This is a genomic window from Micromonospora sp. NPDC093243, assembly GCF_044753725.1.
Lineage (GTDB): Bacteria > Actinomycetota > Actinomycetes > Mycobacteriales > Micromonosporaceae > Micromonospora.
This window is the reverse complement of record NZ_JBIVNT010000003.1, coordinates 70,904-95,971: the sequence shown is the minus strand read 5'-3', so window position 1 is coordinate 95,971 and position 25,068 is coordinate 70,904. Positions and strand designations below refer to the sequence as shown.

Genomic DNA, 25,068 nt, shown 5'->3' with positions numbered 1-25,068 from the left:
TGCCTGCGGCATCGGTTGTCCACGTTGACCTTTTCACACTTCCGGCCAGCTCCCGCCGGGTTACCGTGCACCTCATGCCGACCCCAGCGCTCGCCGCGCTCGACGCCACCGGGCTGCCCTACCGGGTGATCCGGCACGGGCCGGTGACCAGCCTCAGCGAGGCCGCGGCGGTGCGTGGCGTGGCGGTGCCCGACGTGGTGAAGAGCATCGTCGTGCGACGCGGTCCGGACGACCACCTCTTCGTGCTCACCCCTGGCGGCCGGGTCATCTCCTGGCCGAAGCTGCGCGCGCTGCTCGGCGTGAGCCGCCTCTCGATGCCCGACGCGGCCACCGCCAAGGACGTCACCGGCTACGAACGCGGCACCATCACCCCGTTCGGCGCCACCACCGCCTGGCCCGTGGTCGCCGACGAGCGGCTGCGCGGACGGACCATCACGCTCGGCGCGGGCGAGCACGGCCTCTCCGTGGCGGTCGACGCCGACGCCGCGTTGGCGGCCCTGCACGCCACCGTCGCCGACGTCACCGACCCGGAACCGACCCGCTGATCGCGGTCGACGCGGCCCGCACGGCGACCAGCGTGGCCTCGGGAGGCCGCCGGAGCAGGGCGACTGGCCCGGCGGCACCGGCGTGGGCCAGGATGACCCCATGTCTCTCCCGGGTGACCGCTCCGAGGCGTCCGGCACCGTCTACGGCGGTCGCCAGCCGGCGCGTTCCCTCCTGCCCCGGGACCCGCTGCTGCGGGTGGCCCTCGCCGTCGGGCTGGTCGGCGTACTCCTCGGGGTGGTCTTCGCCACCGGCGTGTTCGGTGGCGGCGACGGGCCGGCGACACCCGCGGCGGTCAGTTCACCCGTCACCGACCCGGCTGCCTCTCCGGCCGTGAGCGAGCCGGCGCCGAGCACCCCGGCCGCACCCTCCCCGACCCCGGCGGCCACCACACCGGCCGGGCCGCCCACCGGGCCGAGGGTGCTCCGGACGGTCACCTCCGGGCTCTGCCTCGGCCTCGACGGCGACGGCGAGAAGGCCGAGGCGAAGCTCGCCGCCTGCTCGGGCGGGCCGGAGCAGCAGTGGGTCGTCAACCCGATCACGGCGGACGCGGTGACGCTGACCAACGCGGCGTACGGCCAGTGCCTCGACGTCGAGGGCGGCAGCGCCGACGACGGGTCGAAGTTGCAGCAGTTCCCCTGCCACGGTGAGGTCAACCAGCAGTGGCGGCTGACCCCGACCGGGGCCGGGCCGGTGCTGCTGGTCGCCGTGCACAGCGGCAAGTGCGGCCAGGTCGAGGACGACGGCGACGAGGCCGGCGACGCCGTCAGGCAGGAGCCCTGCGACGGCGCCGCCCGGCAGCAGTGGACGCTCAGCTGACGGCTCAGCCCCGGTAGCTCCACACCCGCCGGCCCACCGGCGCGGCGGTGACCAGCACGGGCGCGGGTTCGGCACCGGCCCGGCGGCGGCGCAGCAGCAGGGACAGCCCGGCCGCGCCGATCGACAGCGCCCCGGCGACGTACCAGGCCAGCGCGTAGTCGCCGAGCCGGTCCCGGACCAGTCCGGCGCCGGTGGCGGCGATCGCCGCGCCGAGCTGGTGGGAGGCGAACACCCAGCCGAACACCACGGCCCCGGAGCTGCCGAAGTACTCACGGCAGAGCGCCACGGTCGGCGGCACGGTGGCCACCCAGTCCAGCCCGTAGAAGATGATGAAGACGAGCATGCTCGGCTCGGCGCTGTTGGCGAAGAGGCTCGGCAGCACCAGCAGCGACGCGCCGCGCAGCCCGTAGTAGGCCCCGAGCAGCAGTCGGCTGTCCACCCGGTCGGTCAGCCAGCCGGACGCGATGGTGCCGACGATGTCGAAGAGCCCGACCAGGGCCAGCAGACCGGCCGCGGTGGTCTCCGCCATCCCGTGGTCGTGGGCGGCGGGCACGAAGTGCGTGCCGACCAGCCCGTTGGTGGTCGCGCCGCAGATCGCGAAGCCGCCGGCGAGCAGCCAGAACGGCCGGGTCCGCGCCGCCTGGGCCAGCGCGCCGACCGCACGGGCGGCCGCCCCGCCGGCCGGCGCCGGGGCCGGGGTGACCTCGGTCGCGCCGTAGGCGGGCAGGCCCAGATCCGCCGGATGCTCGCGCAGCAGCCAGACCACCAGCGGTACGACCGCCAGCGCGGCCACGGCCACGACGAGCGCCGCCGCCCGCCAGCCGTGGTCGCGCACCAGCACGGCGAGCAGCGGCAGGAAGACCAGCTGCCCGGCCGCGCCGCCGGCGGTGAGCACGCCGGTGACCAGCCCCCGGCGCCGGACGAACCAGCGCCCGGTGACGGTCGCCACGAAGGCCAGCGCCATCGAGCCGGTGCCCAGCCCGACGAGCACACCCCAGCAGAGGATGAGCTGCCAGCTGGCGGTCATGAACACGGTCAGCCCGCTGCCCGCCGCCACCAGCAGCAGCGCGACGGCGACCACCCGCCGGATGCCGAACCGGTCCATCAGCGCCGCGGCGAACGGCGCGGTCAGCCCGTAGAGCAGCAGGTTGACCGAGACGGCGGCGGAGATGGTGGCCAGCGGCCAGCGGAACTCGGCGTGCAGTGGGTGCAGCAGCACGGACGGGGTGGCGCGGAACCCGGCCGCGCCGACCAGCGCGACGAAGGCGACGGCGGCGACGAGCCAGGCGGGGTGCAGACGACGTTCTCGGGTCACGGTACGAGTCTCGGCACCGCCGGGCACCACGACGAGTGGCCGGGGAGCCATCATGCGCAATAATCGGGCCATGACCACTTCGCCGCCGCACCGGATCGCCGTGCTCGCCCTCGACGACGTCGTCGGCCTCGACCTCGGCACTCCCTCGCAGGTCTTCAGCACCGCCCGCTCCGCCGACGGCGCGTCGATGTACCAGGTCGACGTCTGCACCCCGGGCGGTCGGCCGGTCCGCAGCACCGCCGGCTACCAGGTGACCCCCGAGCACGGGCTGGAGTTGATCGAGACGGCGGACACCGTGATCGTCCCCGGCATCCACTCCGGGGCGCCGCTCACCGATGGGACGCTGGACGAGGAGGTCACCGCCGCCCTGCGTGCCGCGTACGAGCGGGGCGCCCGGATCATGTCGATCTGCACCAGCGCCTTCGTGCTCGCCGCCGCCGGCCTGCTCGACGGGCGGCGGGCCACCACCCACTGGGCGTACGCCGACCGGTTCCGCCGGCTGCACCCCGACGTCGACCTCGACCCGGACGTGCTCTTCATCGACGACGACCGGGTGCTCACCTCGGCCGGGGTGGCCGCCGGGATCGACCTCTGCCTGCACGTGATCCGCACCGACCACGGCACCGAGGTGGCCAACCGGGCGGCCCGGCGCTGCGTGGTGCCCCCGTGGCGGGAGGGCGGCCAGGCCCAGTACATCGAGCACCCGGTGCCGAAGGTCGCCGACAGCAGCACCGCCACTGCCCGGGAGTGGGCCCGGCAGCGGCTGCACGAGCCGGTCAGCCTGCGCGACCTGGCCGAGCAGTCCCGGATGAGCGTGCGCACCTTCACCAGACGGTTCCGCTCGGAGACCGGCCTCAGCCCGGCGCAGTGGCTGCTCCAGCAGCGCACCGACCACGCCCGGCTCCTGCTGGAGACCACCGACCTGAGCATCGACCAGGTGGCCCGCCGCTGCGGCTTCGGCACCGCGGCGGCACTGCGCCAGCAGCTGCACCTGCGGATCGGAGTGGCCCCCTCGGCCTACCGCCGGGCCTTCCGCCGGCAACCGGCGCCGGCCGAACCGGCGCCCATCTGAGGCCCGTCCCGTCGGTCAGCCGGCGCGCAGCATCCGGAGCTGGGCCAGGTGCTTGGGCAGGTGTACGTGGGCGTGCAGGTCCAGGGTGCGGCCCCAGGGCAGCGGCTGGTCGACGTTCAGGTCGAAGCCCTCGCGCAGGTGGGTCTCCACCGGCGTCTCCGCGGCCAGACCGAGCCGATCGGTGAGCGTGCAGAGCTTCTGGCTGGTCGCCCGGACGAGCGTGGCCAGCCCGTCCAGTCCGCCGCACTCGGCGACCAGCGCGTCCACCTGTGGGCGGTGGATGGTCTCCAGGTCGTAGTACGCGAACGGCGACCCGGCCAGCACCGCCTCGGTCGCCTCGGTCATCAGCTCGTCGTTCGCGGCAAGGTGCGCCACGATCTGCTCGGCGCTCAACTGTCCCTCCGGCGGCGGCCCGAAGCCCCCCGCGTCGATCTCCAGGAGCAACGCGTCATACGCCCGCCGCAGCCCTCCGCTCTCCATCACCCCAGTCAACCCCGCCCCGCCCCGTCGATCATGCAGGTGTGGTGCCCGGTTCACCCGGACGGGCGGCTTTCGTCCCCCACCACAACTGCATGATCGACGGGGGTCAGCGGCGGCCGTGCCTCGCGCGGAGGTAGTCGGAGACCACGTACTCGCCGAGGTCGTCGGGGTCGGGGGTGAACATCCGGCCCTTGGAGCGGCGGGCCACGGCGTCGACGAAGCGGCGCAGGCCGGCGTCGTCGCCGAGCATGAAGAGGTTCAGCGTCGCCCCGTAGCGGGCCAGCCGGTCCACCTCGCGGATGGTCGCCTCGATCGTCTCCGGCAGCGGCGGCCAGTGGAACAGCGGTTCACCGTCGTCCGGGTCCAGGTGGGCGGTCGGCTCCCCGTCGGTGACCACCAGCACCACCGGCTCGGCGTCCGGGTGCCGGCGCAGGTGCCGACCGGCCAGCCGCAGCGCGTGCTGGAGGTTCGTGCCCTGCTCGAAGTCCGGGTCGACGGCGGCCAGCTCCTGCTGGGTCAACGGCATCGCCTGCCGGCCGAACCCGACGATCTGCAACGCGTCCTGCGGGAACCGGGTCGCCATCAGGTGCGACAGGGCCAACGCCGTCTGCTTCATCGGCCCCCACCGCCCCTGCGAGATCATCGAGTACGACAGGTCGACGCAGAGCACCACCGCCGCCGAGGCCCGCCGCTCGGTCTCCACCACCTCGAAGTCGTCGACCGCGAGCTGCATCGGCACCTGCGGCCCGGCCCGGCGCACCGCCCGGGTCAGCGTCCGGACCACGTCCAGCGGCTGCTCGTCGCCGTACTCCCAGGGCCGGGAGCCGCCGCTCACCTCGCCGGCGGCACCCGCCGAGCGCAGGTCGTGCTGGCCGCGCGGTCCGGCGGTGAGATCGGCGAAGACCCGTCGCAGCGCGGTCCCGCCGAGGCGGCGCAGCGCCTTCGGGCTCAACGTCAGGCCCTCGGCGTCCCGGCTCACCCAGCCCTGCCGACGCAGCTCCCGCTCCAGCTCCCGCAACCGGCGTACGTCGTCCGCGGCGTCCCGGCCCAGCGTGCGGGCCACCGCCTCCACGTCGACGTCGTCCAGGGTCGCCCCCGGGTGCTCCTGGTCCAGCTGGTCCAGCAGGTCGTCCAAGTCGGCGATCTCGTCGAGCGCGCCGGCCGCCTCGCCGTAGCCGAGCGGCTGCTCGCCCCGCACCCGCTCGCCCCGCCCCCAGCGCAGGTCGGGCCGGAGCGCCCGCAGATGCCCGTCGAGCGCGGACAACTCGCCGGCCAGCCGGTCACCCAGCGACTGCTGCATCAGCCCGGCCAGCTCCTCGCGCTGCCGGTCCGACAGCGAGCGCATCAGCCGCTCGCCGGCCGCGGCCCGGCGGGCCAGCACGTCGACCAGCTCGTCGACGTCCTTCGGCTGCTCCGGGAAGAACTCCCCGTGCCGGCGCATGAACTCGGCGAACGCGTCGGTGGTGTCCTCCGCGCGGGCGTGCCGGGCCAGCAGGTCGTTCAGGTCGCCCATCATCTCGCCCAGCCGCTGCTGCGCCGCCGGATCGGCGGAGGCCCGCACCGCGTCGCGCAGCCCGGCGAAGCGCTGGCCCAGCACGTCGTCGCGGAGCCCGTCGAGGATCTGCTGGTACGACCGGCGGGCGTCCTCGCTGGCCCACTCGTAGCCGGACAGCTCCTGCACCGCCCGCGCGGTGGAGCGGGGCAGGTTGTTCAGCACCGACTCGGCGAACCGCGCGGCGTCGTCGTCTCGATCGCGCAGCTCGTCGCGCTCGGCCGCCAGCGCCTGGTCGAGCAGGGCCCGCGACCGGGTTACCGCCCCGTCCAGGTCGCCCCGGCGCAGCGCCTCCCGACGCAGCCGCCGGGCCCGGGCGGCCAGCTCGTCCAGCCCGGCGCGCCCCTGCGGGCCCCGGCGCAGCAGGTCACGCAGCGCCTCGCGCAGGCTGCCGCCGGCCAGCACCTCCGCGCCGACCGAATCCACCGCCGCGCGTACGTCGTACGGGGGCGCCAGCGGGTCCGGCCCGCCGCGCCACTGCCCGTACCGGAACCGGTTGCCGGCCATGCTCAGCCCCGGCCGCCGTAGACGGTACGACCGGAGTCGGTGACGTCCTTGCCGAGCCGGCGGGTCAGGTGCAGCCCCTCCAGCACGAACTCCACCCCGGCCGCGGCCTCCTCGGGGATCGGCGCGTCGCCCATCCCGAGCCGGTCCAGCACCTTCGCCAGCCCGGGCACGGTGCCCACCTGGCGCAGCAGCTCCGCCGAGCTGACCAGCTCACCGGTCTCGACCACGGTGCCCTCGGCGACCAGCTCGGTGAAGCCGGAGAGGTCCAGCCCGGCCAGCCGGGCCCGGAACGTCTCGGCGGTGGCGGTGCGCAGCAGGTGCGCCAGGATCTCGACCTCCCGCCCCTCCTCGCCGCTCTCGAACTCGACCTTGCCGCGAAGGGTGGAGGTCACCGACACCGCGTCGCCCACCCGGGCCACCGGCGCTTCGGGCCGTACCGTCGCGTCGCCGGCACCGGACGCGGAGCCGGCGGCGAGCAGGCCGGCGCGGCGCAGCGCGGCCCCGGCCACCGTCTCGGCCGCGGCGATCGCGAACCGGGCGGAGACCCCGGAGCGCGGGTCCACCGACGGCGACTCGCGCACCGCCCGGGCGAACCGGGCGAGCACCTCCAGCACGTGCTCCGGCACCTCGGCGACCAGGTCGGCCTCCTGCCGGATCAGGGCCAGCTCCAGGTCCAGGTCGACCGGGTAGTGGGTGCGGATCTCCGCGCCGAACCGGTCCTTGAGCGGGGTGATGATCCGGCCCCGGTTGGTGTAGTCGTCGGGGTTGGCGCTGGCCACCAGGAGCAGGTCCAGCGGCAGTCGCAGCTGGTAGCCGCGGACCTGGATGTCCCGCTCCTCCAGCACGTTGAGCAGCGCGACCTGGATCCGCTCGGCCAGGTCGGGCAGCTCGTTGACGGCGAAGATGCCCCGGTTGGTGCGCGGCACCAACCCGAAGTGAATCGTCTCCGGGTCGCCGAGGGTCCGCCCCTGGGCGATCCGGATCGGGTCGACGTCGCCGATCAGGTCACCGACGCTGGTGTCCGGCGTGGCCAGCTTCTCGCCGTACCGCATCGACCGGTGCAGCCAGCCGACCGGCAGGTCGTCGCCGGCCTCGGCGACCTGGGCCCGGGAGGCCGGGGTGAGCGGGTGCAACGGGTGCTCGTTGAGCACCGAGCCGGCGATGACCGGGGTCCACTCGTCCAGCAGCGCGGCCAGCGAGCGGATCAACCGGGTCTTGCCCTGGCCCCGCTCGCCGAGCAGCACCACGTCGTGCCCGGCGAGCAGCGCACGCTCGACCTCGGGCAGGACGGTGTCGTCGTAGCCGACGATGCCGGGGAAGCGGTCGGCGCCGGCCCGCATCCGGGCCAACAGGTTGTCGCGGAGTTCCTGCTTGACGGTGCGGTAGCGGTGGCCGGCCGCCCGCAGCTCGCCGAGCGTGCGGGGCAGGTCGGCCGGTGGAACCGGGATTACCGGGTTGGGCGCAGTCACCCGACCACGCTAGCGCGGTCCGGGCGGGGGTGCCCCTGCGTTGAGGGGCACCCCCGCTCCCACCCTCAGCCCCGGCCACAACGCGTGCAGCCACCGCGCCGACGCAGGTGGTACGCGTAGGTGGCCGCGCCGAGGGCCACCGGCCAGACCGGCCAGAGCAGCATCGGGGCGCTGGCCGCGGTGAATCCCTCGCCGGCCATCTCCCAGAACTCCGGGTTGCCGACCAGCCCCACGGTTGCCGCGGCGACCGCCACCGCGACCACGCTGGCCGGGATGACCGCCAGGCGCACCGGCACCGGACGCCCGGCCAGCCCCACCATCCAGCGCGGGAACCGCTCGCCCCAGCGCTGGACCAACCCGAGGGTGAGCAGCGCGCCGACGGTGGCGAAGGCGCCCAGCCCGAGACCGGCCCAGACCAGGCCGGTCTCCTGCATCTCGGTGAGGAAGTCCCGGGAGATGCCGAGCGGGATGCCGACGGCCCAGGCGAACCGGGTCAGCGCGTACGCGAAGGGGATGGCAGCGGCGATGCCGGCGGCCCACCGACCCCAGCGGGCGGCGGCGGCCGGGGTGGCCCAGGCCCGCTCGGCGTCGCCTCGTCCGCAGGCCAGGCAGGCGTCGGCGGTACGGCGCAGCCAGACCAGCACCGCGCCGGCCAGCAGCAGCCCGCCGAGCACGGCGGCGAACCGGGCGAGGAGCGGCCAGGTGAAGATCTCGGCGTAGTCGACCGGCGGCCAGCCGAACGGTGCACCGAGGATCAGCATCGGCGCGTAGCCGAGCATGGTCAGCACCTGGGCGTCCGGCACGACCACGGCGAGGACGAGCGCGACCGCCCCGGTGTAGCCGGCGAGCAGCGTCCGCAGCGGGCGGGACGGGCGGACCGCCGGGCGGCTCATCGCCAGCGCGGCGACCGCCGCGGTGAGCAGCAACCCGGCGAAGAGCGGCGCGCCCAGCCCGACCGGGATCAGCCGCAGCAGGTTGAGGTCGCTGTCCGGGTCGTTCGCGCCGAACGGATAGCCGGCGCCGGTGAGCGCGGCGACGAGGGCGAGGACGCCCCAGAGGCCGAGCCAGCCGGCGGCCAGCGGGGCGAGTCGGTCGGGCCAGCGGATGGCCGGGCGAGGTGGCGCATCGGTGATCGTCATGCTCTCAGCCTCGGCCGGCGCGCCCCGGAAACCCTCCCGTGAGCCGGGGAACCCGCTCCCCCGCCGAGGGGAGCCGTCGGCATCGGCGACGCGCCGGGCGGATGCCGAGGTCAGCCGGCCGGGGTGACGAAGCCCGACTCGTACGCGGCGATCACCGCCTGCGTGCGGTCGCGTACCCCCAGCTTGGCCAGCACGTTGCCGACGTGCGTCTTGACCGTCTCCACCCCGACCACCAGCTGCGCGGCGATCTCCGGGTTGGAGAGCCCGGCCGTCATCAGCCGGAGCACCTCGGCCTCCCGCTCGGTCAGCCGGGCCGTCCGCAGCCGGTCGCCGCCCCGACCCCCGTACGCCCCGACCAGCCGGCGGATCGCCGCCGGGAAGAGCAGCGACTCGCCCGCGGCGACCACCCGTACCGCCTCGACCACCTCGGCCGGCCTGGCCCGCTTCAGCAGGAAGCCGCTCGCCCCGGCGCGCAGCGCGTCGTAGACGTACTCGTCGTTGGCGAAGGTGGTGACCACCAGCACCCGGGGCGGGTCGGCGGACGCGGCCAGCAGCCGCCGGGTGGCCTGGATCCCGTCGATCCCGGGCATCCGCACGTCCATCAGCACCACCGCCGGGCGGTGCCGGGCGACCAACGGCAGCACCTCGGCGCCGTCCGCGGCCTCCGCGAGCACCCGCAGGTCGGGCTGGGCGTCGATGATCGCCCGCAGCCCGACCCGGACCAGCTCGTCGTCGTCGACGACCAGTACGCCGATCGTCACCGCGGCCCCCGGTAGGGCAGCCGTACCCGGATCCGCCACCGGTCGCCCTCCGCCCCCGCGCTCAGCTGGCCACCGAGCAGCAGCACCCGCTCCCGCACTCCGTCCAGGCCCCGGCCGCCCCGCCCCGGATCGGGCCGGCGCTGGCCCGGGACCAGTTCGTTGACCAGTTCCAGCTCAAGCTCGTCCGGCCCGGCGTCGAGCCGGAGCGTCACGGGCCCCCGGCCGTGCCGGGCGGCGTTGGTCAGCGCCTCCTGGACGATCCGGTAGCCCTCCCGGGAGACCACCGCGGGCAGGACGGCCAGGTCACCGACCCGACGCGCCCGCACGGGCAGGCCGGCGGCGCGGGTGTCGGCGACCAGCCGGTCCAGGTCGGCGAGGCTGCGCTGCGGCGTCGCGGCACCCGAGGCGCCGTCGGATTCGCGGAGCAGCCCGAGGACCTCGTCGAGTTCGTCCATCGCGGTCCGGCCGGTCTCCTCGATCGCGGCCAGCGCCCGGCGGACGAACTCCGGGTCGCTGTCCAGCACCGCCCGGGCCGCCCCGGCCTGCAGGGTGGCCACCGTGAGCGCGTGGCCGACGGAGTCGTGCAGCTCCCGGGCCAGCCGGTTGCGCTCGGCCAACCGGGTCGCCCGGGCCTCGAGCGCGGCGATCCGCTCGGCCGGCGCCGGCCCGAGCAGCACCGGCGCCATCGACGCGGCCAGCGCGCCGAGCCCCGCGACGGCGTACCCGAGGCCGGCCAGCAGCAGCACCCCGGTCAGCGTCAACCAGCCGGTGTCCTGCCCGTCCAGCGGACCGAACCGCGCCTCGCTGGTCAGCTCGGTGCCGACGCCGAACTGCTGGGCGATGAACGCCAACGCCATCGGCACCGCGCTGAGCAGCGCGAGCATCAGCAGCCCACCGACCGTCAGGTGGGTGGCGATCCAGAGCGCGGCGCGCAGCCGGGTCTCCCGGTCGCTGCGGTGCCCGGGGGCCGGATCGGGCAGCTCGACGCCGAGCAGCGCCCGGGCGGCGGCGATCTCCAACGCCCGGCTGCCGTCCAGCAGCAGCGGTACGACCGCGATCAGCACGGCCACCACGAGCAGGCCGACCGACAGCAGCCGGGGCACCGCCGGGCCGGTGAAGAGCTGCCAGAAGGCCACCGCCAGCAGCACGTACGGCAGCACGAGCACGCCGCCCAGCAGCAGGAAGACGCCGCGCCGCCAGGTGCTGGCGGCGACCAGCGGAGCCACTGCCGCTCGGGGGTTCACCGGCTCATTCTGCCGCCGGCACGCCCGCGACCGACTCCCCCGTGCCGGGGATATCTCAGCGGTGCTCGCGCACGTACCGCTGCGGATCCTTGTCCTGGAAGGCCAGGTCACGACCGTTCTTGTGCTCGCCGTAGAAGGTCAGCCAGCGATGGCCCAGCTCGGCTCGCAGCTCGGCCCCGGCGTGCCGGCGGAAGTCCGGCAACGCCTCGTCCTCCTCCTCGGCGAGGTGCTCGCTGTTCTCCCGGCGGGCCCGCCAGACGGCCGCCCACCACTCGTCGGAGCCGACCGGGTGCAGCTTGGCCTCGGCGATCGCGTCGCGGATCTTGTTGTGGTCCCCGACCGCGTCGGCGGTCTCGGCCTCGCCGTCGTCGCCGTGACGCACCAGGTGCGGGTAGAGGATGCTCTCCTCGGCCTCGGCGTGGATGTCCAGGTGCAGGGCGAGCGCCTCCCAGATCGCCAGCAGCTCCTGCTCGTCCTGCGCGTCGTCCAGTCGGGCGAAGCCACGCCGGAACGCGGCATGGTCGTCCATGATCATCGCGGTGATGTCGTCCATCGTGGTCAGTCCCCCGCTCGGGTATTCGGCGTCAGGGTCAACTGCCCACCGGCGGACTTGGTCACGCCAGCCGGCACCTCGGGCCACCCGACCGGGGCGACTAGGCTCATGATCATGACCTACCTCGCCGCGGACGACCGCTACGACACCATGACCTACCGGCGCAGCGGGCGCAGTGGCCTGCGGCTGCCCGCCATCTCCCTCGGCCTGTGGCACAACTTCGGCCCGGACCGCCCCTTCGAGCGGCAGCGGGACATCGTCCGCCGCGCGTTCGACCTCGGGGTCACCCACTTCGACCTGGCCAACAACTACGGCCCGCCGCCCGGTGCCGCCGAGGAGAACTTCGGCCGGCTGCTCGCCAGCGACCTGAAGCCCTACCGGGACGAGCTGGTCATCTCCAGCAAGGCCGGCTACCTGATGTGGCCCGGCCCGTACGGCGAGTGGGGCTCGCGCAAGAACCTGATCTCCTCGCTGGACCAGTCGCTGCACCGGATGGGCCTGGAGTACGTCGACATCTTCTACTCCCACCGGTTCGACCCGGACACCCCCCTGGAGGAGACGATGGGCGCGCTGGACGCCATCGTCCGCTCCGGCAAGGCGCTCTACGTCGGCGTCTCCAACTACAACTCCGAGCAGACCGCGCGAGCCGCCGCGATCCTGCGTGAGCTGGGCACCCCGCTGCTGATCAACCAGCCGGCCTACTCGATGTTCAACCGGTGGACGGAGACCGACGGCCTGCTGGACACCCTGGAGCAGGTCGGTACCGGCTGCATCGCGTACAGCCCGCTGGCGCAGGGACTGCTGACCGACCGCTACCTGGGCGGCATCCCGGCCGACTCCCGGGTGCGGACCAGCGTCTTCCTCAACGAGAGCGACCTCAGCGAGGAGCGGATGGCGACCATCCGCGGGCTCGCCGCGATCGCTGGGCAGCGCGGCCAGTCGCTGGCCCAGCTCGCGCTCGCCTGGGCGCTGCGCGACCCGCGGATGACCAGCCTGATCATCGGGGCGAGCAGCGTGCCGCAGTTGGAGACCAACATCGCCGCGCTGGACAGCCTCGACTTCACCGCCGAGGAACTGGCCGAGATCGACCGGCTGCTCGGCTGAGATCGACCGGCTGCTGAGCCTCACCAGATCCGGCGCTGCCCGGCCCGGTGGTTGCGTACCTCGGACCGCCGGCCGGGCGGCGGCCCACCGGCCCGGCGCAGCCGCCGGCCGGCCACCAGCAGGACGAGGATGATCACGACTGCCGCGCCGGCCAGCACCGGCCAGCGCCCGCCGAGATCGGTCACCGACGCGACCGGGACGCCCGGCTCGGCGGCCACCGCCGCCACCGGGTCTTCGGTGGCCGTCGGGGCGGTACCCGCGGCGGCCGGCGAGCCGGCCGGCCGGGCAGCTCGGGTGGGCTTGGCCCCGGCGCCGGTCGCCGCCGGGCGGAAGACCACGTCGGAGCACGAGTAGTAGGTGTCCGGCGTGTTCGAGTTCTGCCAGATGGTGTAGATCAGGTGCCGGCCGCTGCGCCCGGTCGGAAGCCGCCCCGCCAGCTGGTAGGCGCCCGCCCGTACCGGCGGATCGGTCACCGTCAGAAACGGGCGCGCATCCAGGTCGTCCCAGGTCAGCCGGGTGCGCGGGTCGTAGCCGGGCCGGGTGACGTAGAGCCGGAACGTGCCCCGGTGCGGGATGGTGGTCCGGTAGCGGAAGCCGAAGCGGGCACCGGGGGTCAGCTCGGTCGCCGGCCAGTCGGTGCGGGCCAGGTCCAACCCCCGGTACGCCGACAGACCGCCGCTGCACAGCTCCCCGTCCGGGATCCGCTCCCGGTCCCGGCCGTCGACCGCGGCCACCCGGACGTTGTCCCACTCCCGTACCGCCGCGCCGGCCGCGACCGCCGCACGGCAGGCCGCCTCCGCCGCGTGCCGGCCCTCCGGACCGCAGGCCGCGGCCCGGCTGATCGGGTTGGTCGGCGCACCGTGCGCGGCGGCGGGCACGGCGTTGAACGGTACGGTCGCCGCGGCGACCAGCACGGCGGCGAGCATTCGGGACACGGGCATGACGTCGACCTCCCGCAGTGGTACGGGCGGGAGCACCGAATCGTTCGATCCACCCCGAGGCCGGCCGTCCGGTCACCCGTCACCGGGTAGCACCGGAACGGCCCCCCACCCCGAGGGACCAGGGGAATCGCGGCCGAGGCCCTGGCGTTTGAATCCATGGAACCGAACAAGGCCCCCAGACCCGAGGAGGGTCAGAGATGAAGGTACGCAGCTCCCTGCGGTCGCTGAAGCAGAAGCCGGGTTCGGTGGTGGTCCGCCGCCGCGGCCGGGTCGTCGTGGTGAACCGCGCCAACCCGCAGTGGAAGAGCCGCCAGGGCTGACATCTGACGTCACATACATTCGGCGCCGTCGCGGTTGCGACGGCGCCGAACTCTGTTCCAGGGCCGGCCAGTGCCTCGGCGCTCGGTCGGCCCCGACACGCGAAGACGCCGCTGGCCGGCACCCGTCTCCGGGTGCCGGCCAGCGGTTCAGATCGTGCTGTGTCAGCTGTTCCAGTACTGGGCGACCAGGTCAGCGGCCTGCTGCTCCCACTGGGCGTAGGCGTCCGGGTAAGCCGACACCTGCACCGTCTGCGCGGCCTCGGTCAGCGGCATGTCCTGCCACCCGTCGACCTGCTTCAGACCCTTCTGGAACGCCATCGTCGAGTACTCAGGATCCGTGATCTGCTCCGGCGTACCCCAACCCGAGGACGGGCGCTGCTGGAACAGACCCAGCGAGTCATGGTCGTTCATGTCGCCGAGGTGGCCCAGGTTCTCCAGCTTCGACTCCTGCAGGCTGGTGGCGATCGAGATGACCGCGGCCCGCTCGTCCAGACCCGACTTCTTCGTCGCCGCGATGATCGCCTTCACATTCGCGACCTGCTCGTCGTTCAGGTCGATGTGCGACTGCTCGCCCTGCACACCGTGCGGGATCAGCTTGCCGGTGTCCACACCCGGCTTGTCGACCTGCAACACCGCAACAGGCTTGCCGTCGACCGGCTGCGCGTTGTGCGCCGCGATCGGACCACCGATCACACCACCGGCGAAAGCCAGACCAGCAAGACCGATAACACTCTTACGCATGATCGTGTTCATCAGGAAAGCTCCAATTCGGGGGTAGACACCCACACCACCGACGGGGGCCGGCGTTTCACGCGCGGATGTAAAGCACCTCGACAGGGCGCTCATGAACCAAAGGGGAAAAGTCTTCCGGCCGGGCCACACCAGCAGGGCGACTCATCGGCCATCCGGCGTGCGAGGCGGGGGGCCTCACGGTGCCGGGTCCAGATGTAACGACCGGGGGCCCGCCATCATTCCGGGGGGCCGGGCCACCGGCCGGGACCAGATGTAACGACCGACAGCCCGCCATCATTCCGGGGGGCCGGGCCCGCGCCGCCGACCGGCTGACGGGGCTGCTACCTCGGCCGTCGCGGATATTCAACGACGCCCGGCCACCCATCATTCCGGCCCCCCGATGCCCCCGGTCACATCCCGAACCGCCCATCCGGCGCGAACCGGCCGACACGGGCGGACCGGCTCGGCCATGAATCGGACGATCGACGCGTTCGTCGGATGTCGCGAGATGCGGACGGCGAGGACATTCGGACATCCCACCGCCCGAGTGGATCAAAGGTGCGTCGCTCGGGTGGATCAGCGGCGCGAGGTTGGTCGTCCTCCTTGGGCCACCGCGCGGAATCGCCCACACTCACAGGTACGGCTCGGCGACGCGCCGCTTCGCCTTCCGCGACTCCCGCTTCGGAGGAACGATCGATGAAACCGGACACCATCGTCCTGATCCACGGCTTCTGGGTGACACCACGCAGCTGGGAGTACTGGAAGGCGCACTACGAGCGGCAGGGCTACCGGGTGCTCACGCCCGCGTATCCCGGCTACGAGGTCGAGGTCGAGGCGCTCAACGCCGACCCGACCCCGATCGAGAAGGTGACCGTACCGGAGATCATCGCGCACCTGGAGTCGGTGATCCGCGACCTGCCCACCGCGCCCATCCTGATCGGGCACTCCGCCGGCGGAGCGTTCACCCAGCTCCTGCTCGACCACGGCTTCGGCGCCGCCGGGGTGGCGCTGAACTCGGCGCCCACCGAGGGCGTCAAGGTGGCGCCTCCGTCGCAGCTGAAGTCGACGTTTCCGGTGCTGCGCAACCCGGCCAACCGGCACAAGGCGATCGGCTTCACGCACGACGAGTGGCACTACGCCTTCACCAACACCTTCAGCGAGCAGGAGTCGCACGCCCTCTACGAGCGCTACCACATCCCGGCCTCCGCCTCGATCCTCTGGGGCAGCCTGCTCGCCAACGTCCAGCCCGGCCACCAGGACGTCTGGGTCGACTACCACAACGACAACCGGGCTCCGCTGCTCTTCGTCTCCGGCGGCGAGGACCACCTCATGCCACCCAGCGTGCAGCGCTCCAACGCCAAGCACTACAAGTCGAACACCCTGACAGAGGTCAAGGAGTACCCGGGCTACGCCCACCTGCTCACCGCCCAGCCCGGCTGGGAACAGATCGCCGACGAGGTGCTCGCCTGGGCCGTCCAGAACGCCCGGTAGCGGCGTGGCCGACGTCCGGTTCACCCACATCGGCGGCCCGACCACGCTGATCGAGGTCGCCGGGCTGCGGCTGCTCACCGATCCCACCTTCGACCCGCCCGGCCGGAGGTACAGCTTCGGCTGGGGTTCGGCCTCCCGCAAGACGACCGGGCCGGCGCTGACCGCAGCCGACCTGCCGCCGATCGACGCCGTGCTGCTCACCCACGACCAGCACGGCGACAACCTCGACGCCGCCGGCCGGGCGCTGCTGCCGGCCGCCGGCGTCGTGCTGACCACCCCGTCGGCGGCGGGTCGGCTCGGCGGCAACGCCGTCGGGCTCGCCGCCTGGCAGACCGCCACGGTCGGGTCCGGCGACCAGCGGATCGTGGTCACCGCGACGCCGGCCCGGCACGGCCCGCCGCTGAGCCGGGCGATCACCGGGGAGGTCACCGGCTTCGCGCTGCACCGGCCCGACCGGGCGGACGGCGCCCTCTGGATCTCCGGCGACACGGTGCTCCACGACGGCGTACGCCAGGTCGCCGAGCGGATGAGCGTCGCCACCGCGGTGCTGCATCTCGGCGCGGTCCGGTTCGGCATCACCGGGCCGGTCCGGTACACGATGAACGCCCCCGAGGCGGTCGAGCTGTGCCGGCTGCTCCGCCCGAGGACGGTGCTGCCGGTGCACTACGAGGGCTGGGGGCACTTCCGCGAGGGCCGGGAGGTCGTCGAGCGGGCCTTCGCGGCGGCGCCTGCCGACGTCCGTTCGGCGCTGCGCTGGCTGCCCATCGGCACCCGGGTGACGCTGCCCGACACCGGCTGACCGGCTACCAGGGAAGGACGCCGGCGGCGTGGGCCAATCGGCTGGAAGCCCGAATCCATTGATCGTCGCGCTGTTACGGTCGGTCCAGGCGCTCTTTGGTCTGTCGACAACCGAGGGATCTTGGCCGTGTTTGACGGATTTGAAGAATTCGACATCCCGACCTCGGGTGCGGTGATCCACGGACGTCGCGGCGGAAGCGGCCCGCCCGTACTCCTCCTGCACGGCATTCCGGAGACCCACCTCATGTGGCATCGGGTGGCGCCCTCGCTCGCCGAGCACTACACCGTCATCGCCACGGACCTTCGCGGCTACGGCGACAGCGGCAAGCCACCGAGCACCGCCGACCACGAGCCGTACAGCATGCGTGCGACCGCCCACGATCAGGTCGAGGTCATGCGGGAGCTGGGCTACGACCGGTTCCGGCTGGTCGGGCACGACCGCGGCGCGCGCTGCGCCTACCGGCTCGCGTTGGACGAGCCGGACGCGGTCACCCGGCTGGCCGTCATGGATGTCATCCCTACCGGCGACGCCTACTCGCGGGCGGAGATGAAGTTCAGCCTCGGTTACTGGGTCTGGTCGTTCCTGGCCGCACCGGAACCGGTGCCGGAGCAGTTCATCGGCGCGGCGCCGGCCGTCCTCGTCGACTACATGCTCGACAGCTGGCCGGTGGTGAAGGACGCCTTCCCACCCGAGGTACGCGCCGAGTACGTCCGGACGTTCCGTGATCCCGACACCGTCCACGCGATCTGCGAGGAGTACCGCGCCGCCGCGACGCTCGACTACCAGCGGGACGAGGCGGACCGGGGCAACCGGAAGATCGCCTGCCCGGTGCTGTTCCTCTGGGGCGAGCAGGGTTCGGTCGCGAAGCTCTACGAGGATCCGCTCGCGATCTGGCGGGGCTGGGCTGACGACGTCCGCGGCGGCCCGCTCCCGGTCGGGCACTTCATACCCGAGGAGGCACCCGAGGAGACCACCCGCCAACTGCTCGAGTTCCTGAAGTAGCGCTGGTGCCCTAGCCGTGGCCCGGCGGTGGTTGCGGTTCCGGGGAGCCTCACCCTCGTACGAGGGCGGTGACCACACGCCGGCGGCGTTCGGTGGAGTGCGCAAGCCCGACCGGGTCGTCGCGTTCAGCGATGCCGTCTTCGCGATCGCGGTGACGCTGCTCGTCCTGGAGATCCGCCCGCCGGAGGACTTCCGGCACCTGCTGCGTTCCCTGACGGAACTCTGGCCGTCCTACCTCGCGTACGTGATCACCTTTCTGCTGATCGGTCAGATCTGGGTCAACCATCACGTGATGTTCGACCAGATACGGTCGGTCGATCGGCTGGTGCTGCTGGTCAACACGTTGCTGCTGATGGACATCGCCTTCCTGCCGTTCGCCGCGTCGGTCCTCTCCGACGCCTTCCACAGCGGCGGCGGGCAACGCAGCGCGGTGGTGTTCTACGGCCTCGTGCTGGAGGTGGCCCCGATCATGTTCAACATCATCTGGCGGCACGTCCGGCACGTACCCTCGCTCCTCGGCGCTGTCGACGACGCCAGCGTGCGGTCGATCACCCGGCGCTTCCGGCTGGCCCTGTTCTGGATCGGGGCCGGGACCGTGCTCGGCGGGTTGGTGCCGCTGCTCGGGGTGGCGGTGATCGCGGCCTTCGTCCCGTACTACTGGCTGCCGATTCGAGGCGAGACGGCGGGGCGCCGAGACCGGTAGGGCGCACGGTTGCTGCGGGCGGGTCTCGCTATTGCTGCGGCACGTCTGCGGGAGAGCCGACCGCCAGGTTGCGTTCGAAGATGTAGTAGACGGGGACGACGCCGATGATGGCCAGTGCCACCGGCGGGCTGAAGAAGGCGACGGCGATCGCGGCCAGATACATGATCGACGCTGTCCCGAATCGCAGCCGCGCCTTCCAACGGGCCCGCTCCGGCACCGGTTGCTGGAGCCGCCCCGGCCGCAAGGTCCATTCGAAGATCCCGGCGAAGCTGAGCCCCATCCCCAGGAAGGCAGTCGCATAGAGAATCACCGCCACCCGGGCGTCCTGCCCGCCCAGCGCGAGGTACTCGGCCACCGTCGCCGTGTCTACCGGGATGAGGACGACGAACAGCAGCAGGACGAGGTTGAGCAGGGCCAGGGTCCGGTCGACGACGGCCAGGTTCCCGATGAGGGCGTGATGGTTGAGCCAGATGAGTCCGATCGTGGCGAAACTGATCAGGTAGGCGACGAACGCGGGCCAGTGGTCACCGACCTGACGCAGGAGTGGGCCATGACCCGGGCCGGCCACCGCCAGGTTCAGCGCGAGAAGCGTGATCGCGACCGCGAAGACCGCATCACTGAATACCTCCAGCCGAGTTCGGCTCACTACCCGGTTCTACCGCACACCCGGACCTGCCGTGGGCATTCACCCCGCCACCTGCCGCCGGGCGCGGCCGCCGCCACGCCGCCCCGGTCGGTAGCTCGGCTCCCGGGTTGGCTGCTCCGGACGCCCGAAACGACGAAGGGCGTCCGTCATGTCTGACGAACGCCCTGGTCGCGAAGGGTGGAGCCGAGGGGACTCGAACCCCTGACCCCCACACTGCCAGTGTGGTGCGCTACCAGCTGCGCCACGGCCCCTTGCTGTCGTCCCGGTCGCCCGGGCACTGGGAAACTATACACACGGCCGCCGGCGTGGTCATCTCGCGGGGTCCCCGGCGGGGCGACCCGCGGGCCGGCGGGGCGGAGCGCGACGGCCGGGTCAGTTGAGCGCCACGTCCGGCGGGAAGTGGGCCACCGCGGCCATCATCCCGCCCTGGCGGCGGAGCACCATCGGCCAGAGATCGTCCGGCCGGTCGACGAAGGCGTCGCCGGGCAGCGCGTCGAGCACGAACCAGGAGCCGTCCTCGATCTCCTGCTCCAGCTGCCCCGCGCCCCAGCCGGAGTAACCCGCGAAGACCCGGATGCCGCCGACGTTCTCCCGCAGCCGCTCCGGGTCGACCGAGAGGTCGATCGTGCCGACCGCGCCGGAGACCTGGTGGAACCCCTTGACCCGCTTCACCGGCTGGCGCATCCGGGCCAGGCAGATGGCCGAGTCGGGCTGGACCGGGCCGCCCTCGAAGAGCACCGCCGGGTGGCGGGCCAGGTCACTCCAGTCGCCGAGGACGTCGGCCACCGGCACCTCCGTCGCCCGGTTGAGCACCACGCCGAGCGCGCCGCCGGGCTCGTGGGCCACCAGCAGCACGACCGTACGGTCGAAGTTCGGGTCCTTCAGCGCCGGAGTCGCGACCACCAGCCGCCCGGTCATCGACTCCATCGCCCGCCCGCCGATCGCCTGGCCCTCTCCCTGCATGTCACACACCCGTCAGCCGCGCGCCGCAAACGCGGGACTCGCTGTCCTGCGGGCCGGCCGGCATCCGCGCTGTCAACGCCATGCCTGGCACCATAGCTTGCGCCACGGGCCGTGGCTAAGGTCTGACCGGCGGGTGATCGGGCGGCGAAGAGGGAGTGTTGATGGGTCCTACGGCCGAACTCGCGGTGATCGGCGGCTCCGGTCTCTACGCGCTGCTCGACGACGCGACCGAGCACCAGGTGCAGACCCCGTACGGACCACCGTCGGACGTGGTGACCATCGCCGAGGTGAGCGGCCGACGAGTGGCCTTCCTGCCCCGGCACGGCCGCGATCACCGGTACCCGCCGCACCTGATCCCGTACCGGGCCAACCTCTGGGCCCTGCGCTCGCTCGGGGTACGCCAGGTGCTCGCCCCGTGCGCGGTCGGCGGGCTCCGCCCCGACCTCGGCCCGGGCACCTTCGTGGTGCCGGATCAGCTCGTCGACCGCACCAGTGGCCGGCCGCAGACCTACTACGACAGGGGCGCGGTGCACGTTCCCTTCGCCGACCCGTACTGCCCTCGGGGCCGGCACACGCTGCTGGCCGCCGCGGCCGGCCGGGACGTCGCGGCGGTCGACGGCGGCACGGTCGTGGTGGTCGAGGGTCCGCGCTTCTCCACCCGCGCCGAGTCCCGCTGGTACGCCTCGATCGGTGGCACGGTCGTGAACATGACCGGTCACCCGGAGGCGGTGCTCGCCCGGGAGTTGGCGCTCTGCTACTCGGCCATCGCGCTCGTCACCGACCTCGACGCCGGGTTGGCAGTCGGCGAGACGGTGACCCAGGGGGAGGTGTTCCGGTTCTTCGGCGAGAACACCGACCGGCTGCGCGGGGTGCTGCTGGACGCGATCGCCGCGCTTCCGGCCGAACGGGACTGCGCGTGCGGCCGGGCGCTGGACGGCATCACGTTGCCCTTCTCGCTGCCCTGACCGCCGCCGGCGACCAGGCCGTTCCCGAGCGGTGGCCGGGAGCGGCGAAACGCCCGAACCGCCCGGCTTGTCCCGATAGATTCGGACGGGTCGGGGTGCGCCGAACTGTCTCCGGCGAGCCGAGCACGCGCGGCGACACGGAGGCGGGTGGCGATGGCAACGGTCCGGGAGACGACGTACGACCTGCTCCGCAGCCTCGGCATGACCACCGTCTTCGGCAACCCGGGCTCCACCGAGGAGCCCTTCCTGCAGGACTTCCCGGCCGACTTCCACTACGTGCTCGCGCTGCAGGAGGCGTCCGCGGTGGGCATCGCCGACGGGTACGCCCAGGCCACCGGCCGCCCCGCGCACGTCAACCTGCACACAGCTCCGGGCGCCGGCAACGGCATGGGCAACCTGGTGACGGCCTGGCACAACAAGACCCCGCTGATCGTGACCGCCGGTCAGCAGACCCGGGAGATGCTGCTGCTCGAACCCCGGCTGACCAACCGCCGGGCGGCCGAGCTGACCCAGCCCTACGTGAAATGGGCCTACGAGCCGGTCCGGGCGCAGGACATCCCCGGCGCGCTGCTGCGGGCGTACGCGACCGCGGTGCAGCCACCGACCGGGCCGGTCTTCCTCTCGCTCCCGCTGGACGACTGGGCGCAGCCCGCCGATCCGCCCCCGCCGCCGCGCTCGCTGGCGACCCGCTACGCGCCCGACCCCGAACAGCTGCGCCGCTTCGCCGACGTGCTGGCCGCCAGCCGCGCCCCGGCGCTGGTGTTCGGCGCGGCGGTCGACCGGGCCGGCGGTTGGCCCGGCGCGATCGCGCTGGCCGAGCGGCTGGCCGCCCCGGTGTGGTCGGCCCCCGCGCCGGAGCGGACCGGCTTTCCCGAGGACCATCCGCACTTCCGCGGGGTGCTGCCGTACGCGATCGGCCCGCTCGCCGACACACTGCGCGGGCACGACACCGTGCTGGTGGTCGGCGCGCCGGTCTTCCGTTACTACCCGTACGTGCCGGGCGACTACCTGCCCGACGGTGCCCGGCTGCTGCACGTCACCGACGACCCGGACGAGGCGGCGCGCGCGCCGGTCGGGGACACCCTGCTCACCGACCCCGCGCTGGGCCTGGCCGCGCTGGCCGACCTGCTGCCGGCGACGGACCGGACCCCGCCGGACGCGCGACCCGACCCCGCGCCACCCGAGGTCACCACGCCGCTGAGCCCGGAGGCGCTCTTCGCCGCGCTGGCCCGACACTGGCCGGCGGACGGGGTGCTGGTCACGGAGACCCCGTCGAACCTGCCGGCGCTGCGGCGCCAGCTGCGGATCACCCGGCCGGCGTCGTACTTCACCATGGCCAGCGGCGGTCTCGGGTACGGCCTGCCGGCGGCGGTCGGGGTGGCCCTGGCGGAGCGGGACACCGGTCGGGGCCGGCCGGTGGTCGCGGTGATCGGCGACGGCTCGTTCCACTACTCGGTGCAGGCACTGTGGACCGCGGCCCGGCTGCGGCTGCCGCTGGTCGTCGTGGTGCCGGTCAACCAGCAGTACGCGATCCTCAAGGCGTTCGCCGAACTCAAGGAGACGCCCGGAGTGCCCGGTCTGGACCTGCCCGGCCTGGACATCACCTCGGTCGCACACGGGTACGGCTGCGCCACCGAGGTGGTGGAGACTCCCGACCAGCTCGGCGCGGCGCTCACCGCCGGCCTGCGGGCGGACGGGCCGACCGTGCTGCCGGTCCCGATCACCACCGACCCGCCCCGGATCCTCTGATCCTGGCCTGCCCGCCGTTGCGGCCGCCGACTCCCGGCGTCCCCACTGTTGCAGCGGTCTACCCCCGGCCGCCCAAGCCGGTGGCGGTCAGCGTGGGCCCAGCGGCAGCGGAGCCCCGGTGATCACATCCAGGACCGGTCGGGCTCCCAGCGGGGCCTTCAGCGTGACGGCGACCGGCGCCAGCTTCAGCTGCTCGGTGCAGACCCCACTGGCGCGACTCACCCCGCCGCCGACCACCACCACGTCGTCGCGTTCCTGCACCAGCGCGGTGATCCCGGTGTCGCAGGCGCCCACCCCGACGCGGTAGCTGAGCCGGGTGCCGTCCACCGCCTGGAGGTCCTGGCCGCCGACCACCTCCGGCGGGGCGGGTCGGGCCGGCGCGCTCGGCTCCGGCGCGGGGGCGACCGCCTGCGGTGCGACCGCGATGCGGGCCACCGGGCTGGTCAGCTCCTCGACGGTGAACAGCCACGCCGGCACCTGCGCCTCGCCCCGGCTGGTCCGCACCGGCGCGGTGCCGAGTCGCACCGCGGTGACCGTCAACGGGGTGCAGGTGTTCTGCACCGGACCGGTCGCCCAGCCGTCCGGTCCAGGCTCGATGGTCGGCCCGCCCTTCTCCGTGGGTGGCCGCTGCGGTCGCCCCTCGCACACCGGCGGGTCGCCCTGGTCCAGCTGCCGGTACGCCTCGACCGCGCTCAGCAGCGGGACGGTCAGCGTCCCGTCGGGGAAGCGGATGGTCCCGTCGGCCGGCCGGGTGCCGGGCAGCGCGAACTGCTCGCGGTACCAGCCGGCCTGGAACGCCGTCTCGGTGTCCGGGGTGAACCCCGGGTCGCCGGTCAGCACGGTCGGGCCCTGCAGCGGCACGTACCCCTTGGTCCACGTCGGACCGGGGTGCCAGGCTTCGGCGACCTCGACGGCCCGCTGGTGGAATGCCTCCCAGCGGTGGTCCGAGGAGGCGTCCGGCCCGACGGGAGGCGTTTCGGCTCCGGTGCCGGCCGGCGCGCACCCGGCGGCCAGCACCAGCAGGGGAAGACCCAGCAGGGCGAGTGGTCGACGCATGCCGGTACGACGTCCGGCCCGCCCGGCCGGTTCCCCCGTCGCCGGTCAGGTCTCGCCGCCGAGATCGGTCTGGTACGCCTGCCAGAGCAGGTCAGCGCCGTGCTGGCGGTGCCGGGACAGCACCCGGACGAGGTGCCCGGCGAGGTCGCGCAGTTCGGCCGCCGGGGCGGTGGGCAGCTCGGCGGCGTGCTGGAGGGCACCGAGCGCCGCGGCGACGGCCAGGTGCTCCCGGGCCAGCAGGCGCACCCCGCGGTCGAGCCGGGGAGCTTGCGCGAGCAGCTCGGCGTAGAGGCCGGTGGGCCCCTCGGTCATCGCGACATGCTCGGCGAACCCGCGACGGACCGGGGCCAGGCGGAGCATCATCCACTCCCGCCAGCGTGGCTCCTCCGGGGCGACGGCCAGCGCCCGGGTGAGGGCGTTCAGGTCGCCGAGGAGGGACGCCGGGGTCGGGCGGGCCGCCGGCGGCAGCACCCCGATGACGGCGGACGGTTGCTGAATCGGTTGGGTGACCATGGGCACCTCCCGCACAGCGGCTTGACCAGGTACCCGATGGTGAGCCCGGCCGATGCCGACTGTCCAGTCCCCCCGGGTGCCTCATCCGCCCCGTTCGCACCACCGTTCCCGCAGGTCACGGCAGTCGCACCGGTGGCGCCGGGGGTACCGACGACTGTGCGCCCCGGTCCGGTGGACCGAGGCGCACAGTCAGGTGGTGGAGGTGCCGGGAATCGAACCCGGGTCCTTCGCCGGTTTGTCAGGGCTTCTCCGAGCGCAGCTCGCTATGCCTCTACTCGGCCCCACCGCTCACGCGAGCAAGTTGGTGTGACGGGCCCAGTCGCTGATTGATCTCGCCGCACGGACCCCGCGACCGGGTCCGATTGGCCAGCCTCCTAGCTGATGCCGGCTAACTGGGACGAAGGCGTTCCCAGGCCGACAGACTCACTACTCGCCTCAGGCGGCGAGAGCGAAGTCAGCGCGATCGTTCTTGGCGCTTATAAGTTTCCGACGACCGATTCTCGAGACGACGTCGGCTTCCTCGGCTCGCTTCCCCTGTCGCTGCGTACGAAGTCGAAACCAGTCACCCCCTCGACAGGCCGCCGGATGTGGCGGCACTGACAAGCCTAACGCCTGCCGCAACGGGTTTCA

25 protein-coding genes, 1 tRNA gene and 1 other RNA gene are annotated in these 25,068 nt (G+C 73.4%); 11 read left to right on the top strand and 16 right to left on the bottom strand.

From position 1 onward, the window contains the following. Positions 1–74 precede the first annotated feature (74 nt). Together ACIP9D_RS10100 and ACIP9D_RS10095 are read left to right on the top strand one after the other, a co-directional pair. Positions 75–545 carry a YbaK/EbsC family protein gene (locus ACIP9D_RS10100; RefSeq protein ID WP_350868993.1) on the top strand — a complete coding sequence of 157 codons (471 nt, stop codon included), beginning with the start codon at positions 75–77 and terminating at the stop codon, positions 543–545. Between the two features lie 100 nt (positions 546–645). Then, positions 646–1,362 carry an RICIN domain-containing protein gene (locus tag ACIP9D_RS10095; RefSeq protein ID WP_350868991.1) on the top strand — a complete coding sequence of 239 codons (717 nt, stop codon included), beginning with the start codon at positions 646–648 and terminating at the stop codon, positions 1,360–1,362. 4 nt (positions 1,363–1,366) lie between these two features. Here ACIP9D_RS10095 and ACIP9D_RS10090 read toward each other — a convergent pair whose 3' ends face one another. Next, positions 1,367–2,677 carry an MFS transporter gene (locus ACIP9D_RS10090; protein ID WP_350868989.1) on the bottom strand — a complete coding sequence of 437 codons (1,311 nt, stop codon included), beginning with the start codon at positions 2,675–2,677 and terminating at the stop codon, positions 1,367–1,369. Positions 2,678–2,729: 52 nt separating this feature from the next. On the opposite strand from ACIP9D_RS10090, the gene ACIP9D_RS10085 reads away from it, so the two are divergent. Then, a complete protein-coding gene (locus ACIP9D_RS10085; RefSeq protein ID WP_350868987.1) occupies positions 2,730–3,749 on the top strand; it encodes a DJ-1/PfpI family protein in 1,020 nt (339 codons plus the stop codon). A 15-nt stretch (positions 3,750–3,764) separates the two neighbouring features. Here ACIP9D_RS10085 and ACIP9D_RS10080 read toward each other — a convergent pair whose 3' ends face one another. The 7 genes from ACIP9D_RS10080 to ACIP9D_RS10050 all read right to left on the bottom strand — a co-directional run bounded on the left by ACIP9D_RS10080 (position 3,765) and on the right by ACIP9D_RS10050 (position 11,454). Beyond that, positions 3,765–4,229 carry a hypothetical protein gene (locus ACIP9D_RS10080; RefSeq protein WP_350868986.1) on the bottom strand — a complete coding sequence of 155 codons (465 nt, stop codon included), beginning with the start codon at positions 4,227–4,229 and terminating at the stop codon, positions 3,765–3,767. A gap of 106 nt (positions 4,230–4,335) precedes the next feature. Beyond that, entirely contained in the window at positions 4,336–6,288 is a 1,953-nt protein-coding gene (locus ACIP9D_RS10075; protein ID WP_350868984.1) for a VWA domain-containing protein, read from the bottom strand. Positions 6,289–6,290: 2 nt separating this feature from the next. Then, positions 6,291–7,757 (bottom strand): sigma 54-interacting transcriptional regulator, encoded by a 1,467-nt coding sequence (locus tag ACIP9D_RS10070; protein WP_350868983.1) that lies wholly within the window; start codon positions 7,755–7,757, stop codon positions 6,291–6,293. 65 nt (positions 7,758–7,822) lie between these two features. After that, the gene (locus ACIP9D_RS10065) at positions 7,823–8,896 is read right to left on the bottom strand and encodes a hypothetical protein (protein WP_350868981.1); all 1,074 of its coding nucleotides are present in this window, start codon (positions 8,894–8,896) and stop codon (positions 7,823–7,825) included. A 110-nt stretch (positions 8,897–9,006) separates the two neighbouring features. Beyond that, on the bottom strand, positions 9,007–9,657 hold the full coding sequence (locus tag ACIP9D_RS10060; protein WP_350868980.1) for a response regulator transcription factor: 651 nt from the start codon (positions 9,655–9,657) through the stop codon (positions 9,007–9,009). Then, positions 9,654–10,901: a histidine kinase gene (locus ACIP9D_RS10055; protein WP_350868979.1), complete on the bottom strand. Its 1,248-nt coding sequence runs from the start codon at positions 10,899–10,901 to the stop codon at positions 9,654–9,656. Before ACIP9D_RS10055 ends, ACIP9D_RS10060 begins: the two co-directional genes overlap by 4 nt. Before the next feature lie 55 nt (positions 10,902–10,956). Beyond that, the gene (locus tag ACIP9D_RS10050) at positions 10,957–11,454 is read right to left on the bottom strand and encodes a hemerythrin domain-containing protein (protein WP_350868977.1); all 498 of its coding nucleotides are present in this window, start codon (positions 11,452–11,454) and stop codon (positions 10,957–10,959) included. Positions 11,455–11,562: 108 nt separating this feature from the next. Between ACIP9D_RS10050 and mgrA the strand changes: the two genes are divergently transcribed. Beyond that, positions 11,563–12,558, top strand: a complete 996-nt coding sequence (gene mgrA, locus ACIP9D_RS10045) for an L-glyceraldehyde 3-phosphate reductase (protein WP_350868975.1) — start codon at positions 11,563–11,565, stop codon at positions 12,556–12,558. Positions 12,559–12,578: 20 nt separating this feature from the next. Here the strand turns inward: mgrA and ACIP9D_RS10040 are convergent, their stop codons facing one another. Further along, entirely contained in the window at positions 12,579–13,499 is a 921-nt protein-coding gene (locus ACIP9D_RS10040; protein ID WP_350868973.1) for a lytic polysaccharide monooxygenase, read from the bottom strand. 197 nt (positions 13,500–13,696) lie between these two features. On the opposite strand from ACIP9D_RS10040, the gene ACIP9D_RS10035 reads away from it, so the two are divergent. Beyond that, a complete protein-coding gene (locus ACIP9D_RS10035) occupies positions 13,697–13,819 on the top strand; it encodes a 50S ribosomal protein L36 (protein WP_091591861.1) in 123 nt (40 codons plus the stop codon). A gap of 162 nt (positions 13,820–13,981) precedes the next feature. Here the strand turns inward: ACIP9D_RS10035 and ACIP9D_RS10030 are convergent, their stop codons facing one another. Next, a complete protein-coding gene (locus tag ACIP9D_RS10030) occupies positions 13,982–14,572 on the bottom strand; it encodes a hypothetical protein (RefSeq protein WP_350868971.1) in 591 nt (196 codons plus the stop codon). Positions 14,573–15,247: 675 nt separating this feature from the next. On the opposite strand from ACIP9D_RS10030, the gene ACIP9D_RS10025 reads away from it, so the two are divergent. The 4 genes from ACIP9D_RS10025 (at position 15,248) to ACIP9D_RS10010 (ending at position 18,546) form a co-directional block, all read left to right on the top strand. Continuing rightward, a complete protein-coding gene (locus ACIP9D_RS10025) occupies positions 15,248–16,042 on the top strand; it encodes an alpha/beta hydrolase (protein WP_350868969.1) in 795 nt (264 codons plus the stop codon). Between the two features lie 4 nt (positions 16,043–16,046). After that, positions 16,047–16,841 carry an MBL fold metallo-hydrolase gene (locus ACIP9D_RS10020; RefSeq protein ID WP_350868967.1) on the top strand — a complete coding sequence of 265 codons (795 nt, stop codon included), beginning with the start codon at positions 16,047–16,049 and terminating at the stop codon, positions 16,839–16,841. Positions 16,842–16,967: 126 nt separating this feature from the next. Then, complete coding sequence (locus tag ACIP9D_RS10015) at positions 16,968–17,843, top strand: alpha/beta hydrolase (RefSeq protein ID WP_350868965.1); 876 nt, start codon at positions 16,968–16,970, stop codon at positions 17,841–17,843. A gap of 16 nt (positions 17,844–17,859) precedes the next feature. After that, complete coding sequence (locus ACIP9D_RS10010) at positions 17,860–18,546, top strand: TMEM175 family protein (RefSeq protein WP_350868963.1); 687 nt, start codon at positions 17,860–17,862, stop codon at positions 18,544–18,546. A 28-nt stretch (positions 18,547–18,574) separates the two neighbouring features. On the opposite strand, the gene ACIP9D_RS10005 is transcribed toward ACIP9D_RS10010, so the two are convergent. From ACIP9D_RS10005 to ACIP9D_RS09995, 3 genes are all read right to left on the bottom strand, one after another. Continuing rightward, entirely contained in the window at positions 18,575–19,192 is a 618-nt protein-coding gene (locus ACIP9D_RS10005) for a TMEM175 family protein (protein WP_350868961.1), read from the bottom strand. A gap of 178 nt (positions 19,193–19,370) precedes the next feature. Further along, positions 19,371–19,443: transfer RNA gene (locus ACIP9D_RS10000), tRNA-Ala, on the bottom strand. Positions 19,444–19,564: 121 nt separating this feature from the next. Continuing rightward, complete coding sequence (locus ACIP9D_RS09995; protein ID WP_350868959.1) at positions 19,565–20,155, bottom strand: YqgE/AlgH family protein; 591 nt, start codon at positions 20,153–20,155, stop codon at positions 19,565–19,567. Between the two features lie 161 nt (positions 20,156–20,316). Here ACIP9D_RS09995 and ACIP9D_RS09990 point away from each other — a divergent pair, with 161 nt between their 5' ends. Together ACIP9D_RS09990 and mdlC are read left to right on the top strand one after the other, a co-directional pair. Further along, the gene (locus tag ACIP9D_RS09990; protein WP_350868957.1) at positions 20,317–21,120 is read left to right on the top strand and encodes an S-methyl-5'-thioadenosine phosphorylase; all 804 of its coding nucleotides are present in this window, start codon (positions 20,317–20,319) and stop codon (positions 21,118–21,120) included. Positions 21,121–21,273: 153 nt separating this feature from the next. Beyond that, positions 21,274–22,869, top strand: a complete 1,596-nt coding sequence (gene mdlC, locus ACIP9D_RS09985; RefSeq protein WP_350868955.1) for a benzoylformate decarboxylase — start codon at positions 21,274–21,276, stop codon at positions 22,867–22,869. Positions 22,870–22,956: 87 nt separating this feature from the next. On the opposite strand, the gene ACIP9D_RS09980 is transcribed toward mdlC, so the two are convergent. The 3 genes from ACIP9D_RS09980 to ssrA all read right to left on the bottom strand — a co-directional run bounded on the left by ACIP9D_RS09980 (position 22,957) and on the right by ssrA (position 25,008). Further along, positions 22,957–23,925 (bottom strand): hypothetical protein, encoded by a 969-nt coding sequence (locus ACIP9D_RS09980; protein ID WP_350868953.1) that lies wholly within the window; start codon positions 23,923–23,925, stop codon positions 22,957–22,959. Positions 23,926–23,970: 45 nt separating this feature from the next. Beyond that, entirely contained in the window at positions 23,971–24,438 is a 468-nt protein-coding gene (locus ACIP9D_RS09975; protein WP_350868951.1) for a hypothetical protein, read from the bottom strand. Between the two features lie 194 nt (positions 24,439–24,632). Then, positions 24,633–25,008, bottom strand: a transfer-messenger RNA (tmRNA) gene (gene ssrA / locus ACIP9D_RS09970). Between the last annotated feature and the right edge of the window lie 60 nt (positions 25,009–25,068).